4 protein-coding genes, 3 tRNA genes, 2 rRNA genes and 1 pseudogene are annotated in these 8087 nt (G+C 43.4%); 3 read left to right on the forward strand and 7 right to left on the reverse strand.

Annotation, left to right across the window (positions count from 1 at the left end):
* Positions 1-271: 271 nt before the first annotated feature.
* Positions 272-2335: a beta-galactosidase gene (locus tag DPQ25_RS12160; protein ID WP_112333449.1), complete on the reverse strand. Its 2064-nt coding sequence runs from the start codon at positions 2333-2335 to the stop codon at positions 272-274.
* Positions 2336-2419: 84 nt separating this feature from the next.
* Positions 2420-3382, reverse strand: a complete 963-nt coding sequence (locus tag DPQ25_RS12165) for a uroporphyrinogen decarboxylase family protein (RefSeq protein ID WP_112333450.1) — start codon at positions 3380-3382, stop codon at positions 2420-2422.
* A 248-nt stretch (positions 3383-3630) separates the two neighbouring features.
* On the opposite strand from DPQ25_RS12165, the gene DPQ25_RS12170 reads away from it, so the two are divergent.
* The 3 genes and pseudogenes from DPQ25_RS12170 (at position 3631) to DPQ25_RS12180 (ending at position 6820) form a co-directional block, all read left to right on the forward strand.
* Positions 3631-5505 carry a DUF6020 family protein gene (locus DPQ25_RS12170; protein ID WP_112333451.1) on the forward strand — a complete coding sequence of 625 codons (1875 nt, stop codon included), beginning with the start codon at positions 3631-3633 and terminating at the stop codon, positions 5503-5505.
* Positions 5498-6450: pseudogene (locus DPQ25_RS12175) on the forward strand (glycosyltransferase family 2 protein). Before DPQ25_RS12170 ends, DPQ25_RS12175 begins: the two are co-directional and overlap by 8 nt.
* Complete coding sequence (locus DPQ25_RS12180; RefSeq protein ID WP_112333452.1) at positions 6434-6820, forward strand: GtrA family protein; 387 nt, start codon at positions 6434-6436, stop codon at positions 6818-6820. Before DPQ25_RS12175 ends, DPQ25_RS12180 begins: the two are co-directional and overlap by 17 nt.
* Before the next feature lie 581 nt (positions 6821-7401).
* Here the strand turns inward: DPQ25_RS12180 and DPQ25_RS12185 are convergent.
* The 5 genes from DPQ25_RS12185 to DPQ25_RS12205 form a co-directional block, all read right to left on the reverse strand.
* Positions 7402-7477, reverse strand: a tRNA-Asn gene (locus DPQ25_RS12185).
* Between the two features lie 7 nt (positions 7478-7484).
* Positions 7485-7601 (reverse strand): 5S ribosomal RNA (rrf, locus tag DPQ25_RS12190).
* A 71-nt stretch (positions 7602-7672) separates the two neighbouring features.
* A tRNA-Glu gene (locus DPQ25_RS12195) sits at positions 7673-7747 on the reverse strand.
* Between the two features lie 44 nt (positions 7748-7791).
* Positions 7792-7867, reverse strand: a tRNA-Lys gene (locus DPQ25_RS12200).
* A 103-nt stretch (positions 7868-7970) separates the two neighbouring features.
* A 23S ribosomal RNA gene (locus DPQ25_RS12205) occupies positions 7971-8087 on the reverse strand; the annotation flags it as partial.

An 8087-nucleotide genomic window follows, 5' to 3' on the forward strand; every position in this document is an offset into this window, starting at 1 on the left:
AAATATTGCAATCTTTGCTGTTTCGGCTTAATCTCCGGATATTCCGCAAGCCAAAGCAGTGCACGAAGCAGGCAGAACGAGTCTTTCCCCCGGTTTGTGGGCAGCGGAGAGTCTGTTCCCTTTGATCTACAGTGTTCGCCTCTAAATAGGCCAATATTCAATCCAAATAGTTTATATTTTCTAAAAATATACAATAAGTATTTATTATTTCTCGATTTCGACTGTTTTTCCCACACGCTGCTTACACGGCCTGTCTGACACGCCCATCACTTCACCTAAGCCGGCGTAAGGGTGCGACACCGTAAGCAGGGAGCTCCGCCTCTCCACAGAGGACCTCGCCGGTAAAACAATTCTCCATTGGCACATGAACCCGCGCCCGCCGCACTTCTCCCTGATAATTGAGTAAAAACAGGGTCTCCTGAACGCCTTCCCCACGCACCGCTACTTCTACATCCCACGGTACACTGACAAGCGCCCCGAAGGTCTCCGCTAATTCCAGTTTTTGCAGAAAGACCGCTGCGGTTTCACGGGTAAATGCCGCTCCATAGTAATAAACACGCCCTTTTCCCAGTTCACGAACCGTCAGGGCGGGTTCGCCGTCATAATAGCTGCCACAGAAGTGCCCCAGCACCTTTGTCCCCTCTAGGGGCACAAGTATTTCATGAAATTCTGGTGCAGGCAGCTGCTCCCCATCCCAGTCCACAGTTTCCGGTTCATCGGCCGGGGACTGAATTGTAAAGTCTTCTACTTTTACACCCGCCAGCTGCATGGCATAGCCTGGCATTGGCCGCATCGGGCAGCGCCCATACTCATCCTTGTACCCCGTACGCACACCGAAGACCAATATTCCGCCGGCCTCCACATACCGGCGCAGCAGTTCTGCACGCTCACTGGTCAAGATAGCGGGGTGCGGATAAACCAGCAGCTTGTAATGCAACAGTTCCTCCAGCTCCACGGTACGCTGGCTTCCGTCCTCAGGCAAATAGACAAAATCCATCGGCGCATGGCAGACCTGTGAGGCCTCATACCAGCCGGTGTCACTGATTGCATCCTGATGCCGCCACTCATCCAACTCGCTGTCCCATTGATTTGAATAATCCTTGAGCATGGCAATAGCAGCACGGTACTTCGTCCCGGCCAGATCTGCCAACCTGCGGGCCTCGGTTGAAACCTGAGCCAGCTCACGCAGCCGGCGCGTAGGTTCATTGCTGTAATTCAGCAGGCCATGCCAATAAATTTCCGTTCCCACCGGGGCGGTACGCCAACGAAAATAGGAAACCGCATCCGCACCATGGGCAAAGCTCTGCCAGGTCCAAAGGCGCATTTGCCCCGGCTTGGGCGAAGGCTGACGCATACGGCTGACCCAGCCGCCGGGGCCGGACTGCTGCTCCATAATGCCAAAATTCGGGGAGATCGAGCGGCAGCGTGTCAGGCTCCAGGAGCTTCTGCGGTCGTTGAAAGCGCCAGGCTCCTTGGGGTTGCTGTTTCCGTCAAATGCAAAATTCGGGTAGCTGTCATAGGTCATAAAGGAAAGAGTGGTTTCCGTCAGTTCATGACTGTCCAAATTACCGAAAATGCCATTTGTGGTGATAAAGGCCTCTTGTGGGATATAGCGCCTTAATATCTCTGCCTGCCGTTTGCAATAACGGATAACTGCTTCACTGATAAAACGTTTTTCCATTAATTTCAGGTGCGGGTTATAGCCTTTTGACGGCGCCGGGCGGGGCAGAAAAATTTCTTCCCAGCTGGTATAGGTCTGATTCCAAAAAACCGTTCCCATTTTTTCATTCAAATTCTCCAGCGTTTGAAACCGGGCCTTGAGAAAAAGCCGAAACGCCTGCTGATCACTTTCGCTATGGTACTCATTGACCTCACAATTAAACTCGTTATCAATCTGCCACCCGGCCACTGCCGGATGACGGCCATAATGAATGGCCATTTGGGTGACGATGCGGTCACAAAACGCAAGGTAAACCTCGCTGGTGTAGTTGTGATGCTGACGCAGCCCATGGCGATAAAAGACACCGTCCTCCCGCGCATTGAGCACTTCGGGGTATTTTTCCGTCAGCCAGGCAGGCGGCGTGCAGGTCGGCGTACCGAATACTACCCGCATATGTTCTTGTTGGCACAGGTCTAAAAAGCGGTCAAAAAAGCTAAAGTCAAAAACACCCTCGCGGGGTTCTATTTTGCTCCAGGCAAACTCTCCAATCCGCACCACTTCAATCCCGTGTTCCTTCATGCGGCGCAAATCCTCCGCCCACAGCGAAGCCTCCCAATGCTCTGGGTAATAACAGACGCCCAGCACCAAATGTGATAGATTTAAAGATTTCTCCATTTCGACAAAACCTCCCCCTAAAGCAAAATTGCCCCGCTCAACGGGGCAATTCCATCCTTGATTATTCTCTTGCTAATTTAGTGATCAGTCTCTTGCTAATTTAGTGATCAGATCGTAAGCAAATTCCAGCTCCTCAAGCGAGCAGTGATCCTGTACAAAATGAGTGGTACAGCAAATCCAGCGTTTCCCCTTCAGCAAGCTAAATACCCGGCGTATTTCTTTTTCCAGGCGGTCATAATCGCCAAAACCCAAGGTAGTCTGAATACAGATTCCTCCCAGGATGGCAAATTTATCAGCGTATTTATTCAAATACAGGTCGTAGGACATGCCGGCAGACTCCTGCCAGGGATGGACAACATCATAGCCAAGCTCACAAATACCGTCAACCGCGTCCACAATACAGCCGTCAGAATGCAGGCTGAGGAAAGCGCCGGCCTTTTTAACGGCGTCAGCTGTAATTTTATGGTTGGGATAAATCAAATCCCGCCAGAGCTGCGGGCTGAACATCAAGGATTTCTGCGCGCCCCAATCATCGGAAACATGAATCATGTCCACACCGAGCTCAATCGCATTCAGTGCAAACTGTTTGTTCCACTCAGCCTGACGATGATAGACCTCCGCGATCTCATCGGGGTACAGCAGCATATACATCAGGTGGTTTTCAATGCCGAAGGGATCATTCAGGCATTCAAAAATACCGTTGGACTGAAGGTAGCAAAAACGATCCCGCTGATGGTGAAAGTCCAGCTGCTCTACAATGTTCTGATACTGGCTCATATCGTTTGGATCCGGCAATGGATAAGAGAGCAAAACCTCCGGAGTAATTTCCTCACCGGCATCACGCAATTTAGCTACCTCAGGATTGAGGCAGCCGGGACCGCCAAAAATATGGGACATATCAAACTGATAGTGATCCTCAAAATTACGCACACTGCCGTACTTCTTGGATATCACATCGCTGAGATTGGCCTCTACCCAGCCATAAACCGGGGTACGGCCTGGATTTTCTCCCTTTATTGTCTTAATCACCAATTCCTTTGAAGTCATTAAAACCGTCACCTTTCATCATTCAAAATCCTGTAGCCCTACTATACATGAAACGCAGAAAAAATTCAATCCTAATTACCAAACAAAATTCGGAGACGGGTATTGTTTTTCCCTCTGGTTAAGATTGACATTTTTTCTAAAAGCTATATAATATTTATTAGGACAAGAACTACTGTTTGAAGCATTCATTTTGTGTGATGGTTTTCAAGCAGTTTGTTTTGTATGAACCAAACTTAAGGAGGACAACAATGAGAATGTCCATAGAAAATAAGTGGATAAAAAAAACAATCCTCTTTTTGTGTGCATTGCTAGGTACTATTGCTGTTTCCGCGGACCGTACAATTGAACTGACTTCATATGATAACTTCGTTGAGCATATGGGCGCTAATCATGTATTTTCACTAATTGTACTCGTTGCACTATGGTTGCTACTATCAAAGATCTTATTTATTCCTCATACGAAAAGGGTTCAGCATTTTTCCGTATTTTCGGCTGCGCTTTTTGCACTCATTGCATACTTTGGTTTTAACATTGACCGCTATTCTTCACTGTTCGCTCCCCACGGGATTAATAAATATGTTATAATTGATATTTTCTTACTATTAAGCGGGTACTTCTTATTATTTTTTCCTGCAATTCGTTGGTTAATGATCAAGGCACAGGATTATTCGTACTCTTCTATCGGAAAAGAGAGAGCTTGGTTTACTGGAAATGCTCGATCTATTTTTTTAGTAACTGTGGTTATTTCTGTGCTTTGGCTCCCCTATTATTTTATAAACTTTCCGGGGGTTGTTACATGGGATTCGTATTATCAAATTAATCAAGGGCTTGGCTTTGTCCCATTAAGCGACCATCAGCCTTTTGTTCATTCGCTAATACAAGGTCTAGTTCTCAAGATTGGTATTGCGCTTTTTGGAACCATAGATCAAGCTATTGCCTTATGTTCTGCATTGCAAATATTAAGCTTCGCTCTCATCTTCTCCTTTATTATTTACTGGCTTGCCCGTTGCGGCGTGAGCAGTCGAATCCGTCTGTTAGTTCTTGCTTTTTTAGCTCTAAACCCTTTAATCGGCTGGTATAGCGTGACTTTATGGAAAGATATTTGGCTGGCCATGTTTATCCTTCTCTACGGAACTGCATTATATATTTTTTGTGGTGAACACACGCTTTGTTGTAAAAGCAGGATCCACACGACTGTATTATTATTAATTTCTATATTAGGAGTTCTTTTCTTTAAAAAGACCGGAATTTATATTATTGTTTTAACGGTACCTTTTTTATTTTATTATGGAAAAAAACATCGGCGTCGGATTCTGCTAACCGTATTGGCGGCTTTTGCTGTTTATGGTGGTATCTACACAGTTTGTATGAATCAGCTTAACATTCAAAAAGGAGATATGCGCGAAGCATTATCAATTCCGATGCAGCAAATTGCGAGAACTGTTAAATATCATGAGAGTGATATAAGCGAAGAGGACAAGCTCAGCATTAACCGCTTTCTTCCTTACGACCAATTGGGTGAATTATACAATCCTAAAATCTCTGATAATGTAAAATCAGAGTTCAACACACAAGCTGTTAAGGACGATATAGGTTCATTCCTCACTGTTTATTTTAAATTAATGATCCAGCATCCCAAGACTTATCTGGAAGCATTTTTAGCTAATTCCAGTGGCTATTGGTATCCATTGACCGACTACTGGATGATTTCCACTAACAGCTACCAACATATGCTTTCCTTCTATAATGAAAATCAATGGACTATTTATGATGAAAATTATTTATCGTATCAAACAAATCCCAGTCAATCCCAACTTCAACTACACGCCGAACATTTTGTTAATCAGCTTCGTAAAATACCAATTATCTCTTTATTTTTCGGCATAGGCTGTTACACTTGGTTATGTTTGCTTTTATTTTTTATCGGTATATTGAAAAAAAACAAAAGTATACGCCCCTTGTGTGTTCTAATTGGGGCAGTCCTCCTAACCTGCCTAATCTCCCCTGTTTATGCGGAAATGCGCTATGCATACCCAATCTTATTACTGACCCCCATTCTAACCGTTTTACTTTTCAGGAATCAACGAAATGATCATCAAGAAAGGGATATACAAAATGGATAAAATAGCGATATTAATTCCCTGCTATAATGAAGCTAAAACCATCCGAAAGGTGGTTGCCGACTGGAGAAAGGCTCTCCCTGAAGCAGTAATATATGTTTATGATAACTGCTCAACAGATGGTACCGCAGAAATCGCCACTCAGGCTGGGGCAATTGTACGCCATGAATATCAGCAAGGAAAAGGGAATGTTATTCGCCGTATGTTCCGCGAGATTGATGCTCAATGCTATTTAATGGTCGATGGAGATGATACTTATCCAGCTGAATATGGCAGGAATATGGCAGATTTAGTTCTAAATAAAAATGTTGATATGGTTGTTGGCGATCGTCTCTCTTCCACTTATTTTCAAGAAAACAAAAGGCCGTTTCATAATTTGGGTAATAGCGTTGTACGAAGTACAATTAATCGGTTATTTAAAAGCAAAATTAAAGATATTATGACTGGTTATCGAGCATTTAGTTATTTGTTTGTGAAAAGTTTTCCCGTTCTTTCTCAAGGTTTTGAAATAGAAACAGAAATGAGTATTCACGCTGTGAATAAAAACATGATGGTTGAAAATGTAATAATTGAATATCGGGATCGTCCACAAGGCAGTGAATCCAAGCTAAACACTTATAGCGATGGCTTTAAAGTGCTTAAAACTATTTTTCGCTTATACAAAAATTACAAGCCTATGGGTTTTTTGGGGTTCTATCGCTTATCCTGCTTCTTATCTCTGCCGGTATGTTTATTCCTGTTTTCTATCTTTTCTTAATAACAAACCGTGTTGATAATTTTCCAACATTAATAGTCAGCGGTTTTATTGCGTTAGCAGCAATTATTTCATTTTTTGCTGGATTGATTCTTTCTACCCTTGTCGAAAAAAGCCGTCAGGACTTTGAATATAAGCTTTGTATAATTGAAATGGAATGGAAAAGACTATTATACCATGAAAAAACTAATTAAGCAGGCAATAAAATTCGGCGCAGTAGGATTATTATGCTTCGGTATTGATTATGGGATTTTGATTTTCCTTACAGAGCAATTTCTAATAAATCCTTTAATCTCCAGTGCGATATCTTTTTCTCTATCCGTAATTATCAATTATCTTCTCAGCATAATTTTTGTATTTGATACTCAACGAAATACAAAGGCATTAACCAGCTTTCTAATATTCATTGGGTTAAGCATAATCGGCCTGCTGATTAATCAACTAATTATGTGGTTCATGGTCGACTTATTCCTTATCCATTACATGATCTCAAAGCTTGTAGCAACAGCTATTGTTATGGTGTACAATTTTATTTCAAGAAAGCTTCTTCTTGAAAGACGCTAAAGTAATTTATTCGATCTTTCTTTACAACTCCTCTGCAATAAAAACATATCTATTTCCAGGAATTTATTACAGGTATCACCATCGCGTGTCCTCCGTCTACTTCCATGTAAACAGGTGGCAATAATAGCATGCCCCATGCAATGTACTTGTTTTTACTATTGCGTATATATTTTTCAAATCAAAACCAAATTGATGCTTTTTTTACTTTACCTAGGTTAAGCCCGGGGCTTCGCTTAAGTGGAAAATAAAAAACTATTATAATATATGAAACAAAGTACATCAAAAATTAACCAAAAATATCCTAAAAAGAATACTCCGGGAGCATTCTGCAATCTTTACTCCAAAAGAACCATCCCCATCCTCTCCCTCCTCCTGCAATAAATTTGTCAAAATTATTTTTATAAAATAAGGAAGTACTAACACCTGATATTTTGAACGCTCACACTCACACGCCTCTATTAAATCGACCGTCCACCTCTTCATGTTCTAGCATTCTCATAGCCTATAACTGATTACAAAATAATTAAGCTATACAAAAAGAAAAAGATATAGCTTAAGCAAAAACTTAAACTATATCTTTTTGGCTCCCCAAGTTGGACTCGAACCAACGACCCTGCGATTAACAGTCGCATGCTCTACCGGCTGAGCTATTGAGGAATATAAGTGTTGGCATCCTCCTATTGTCCCGGGCCGTCACCAGCCAAGTATCGTCAGCACGTGCGAGCTTAACTTCCGTGTTCGGAATGGAAACGGGTGGACCCTCGCCGTCATCAACACCAACTCCAAAGTCTTCTAACTTTGTTCTCTATTCTCTTTTCCCTCTTGCTCCCGGTCTCCTCCTCGGAAACCCTTTGGTGACCCGTGCGGGAATCGAACCCACGTTTGCGGCGTGAGAGGCCGCCGTCTTGACCGCTTGACCAACGGGCCGTCTTCCGCCAGCCAGTCTCTTACCCCCAGCCGGCGCTTTCCTTTGGTGCACCATCAGGGACTCGAACCCGGGACACCCTGATTAAGAGTCAGGTGCTCTACCAACTGAGCTAATGGTGCAAAGCACATAATCTCTTCAGAAAACATACCCTGAAAACTGAATAAAGGGACCCGCAGATAAACGAACCAAACCTACAATCTCAAAGGCTTTCCACAGTTACCTATGGTCAAGCCCTCGGCCTATTAGTACTGCCAAGCTCAATGTGTTGCCACACTTACACACGCAGCCTATCAACCTTGTAGTCTTCAAGGGGCCTTACTAGCTTTCGCTATGGGATAT

The sequence above is a fragment of the Hydrogeniiclostridium mannosilyticum genome (genome assembly GCF_003268275.1).
Classification (GTDB): Bacteria; Bacillota; Clostridia; order Oscillospirales; family Acutalibacteraceae; genus Hydrogeniiclostridium; species Hydrogeniiclostridium mannosilyticum.

What these genes read in the sequence shown, in the direction of transcription:
- DPQ25_RS12160 (WP_112333449.1), bottom strand. Translation starts at nt 2,335, where the DNA reads ATGGAGAAATCTTTAAATCTATCACATTTGGTGCTGGGCGTCTGTTAT.
- DPQ25_RS12165 (WP_112333450.1), bottom strand. Translation starts at nt 3,382, where the DNA reads ATGACTTCAAAGGAATTGGTGATTAAGACAATAAAGGGAGAAAATCCA.
- DPQ25_RS12170 (WP_112333451.1), top strand. Translation starts at nt 3,631, where the DNA reads ATGAGAATGTCCATAGAAAATAAGTGGATAAAAAAAACAATCCTCTTT.
- DPQ25_RS12180 (WP_112333452.1), top strand. Translation starts at nt 6,434, where the DNA reads ATGAAAAAACTAATTAAGCAGGCAATAAAATTCGGCGCAGTAGGATTA.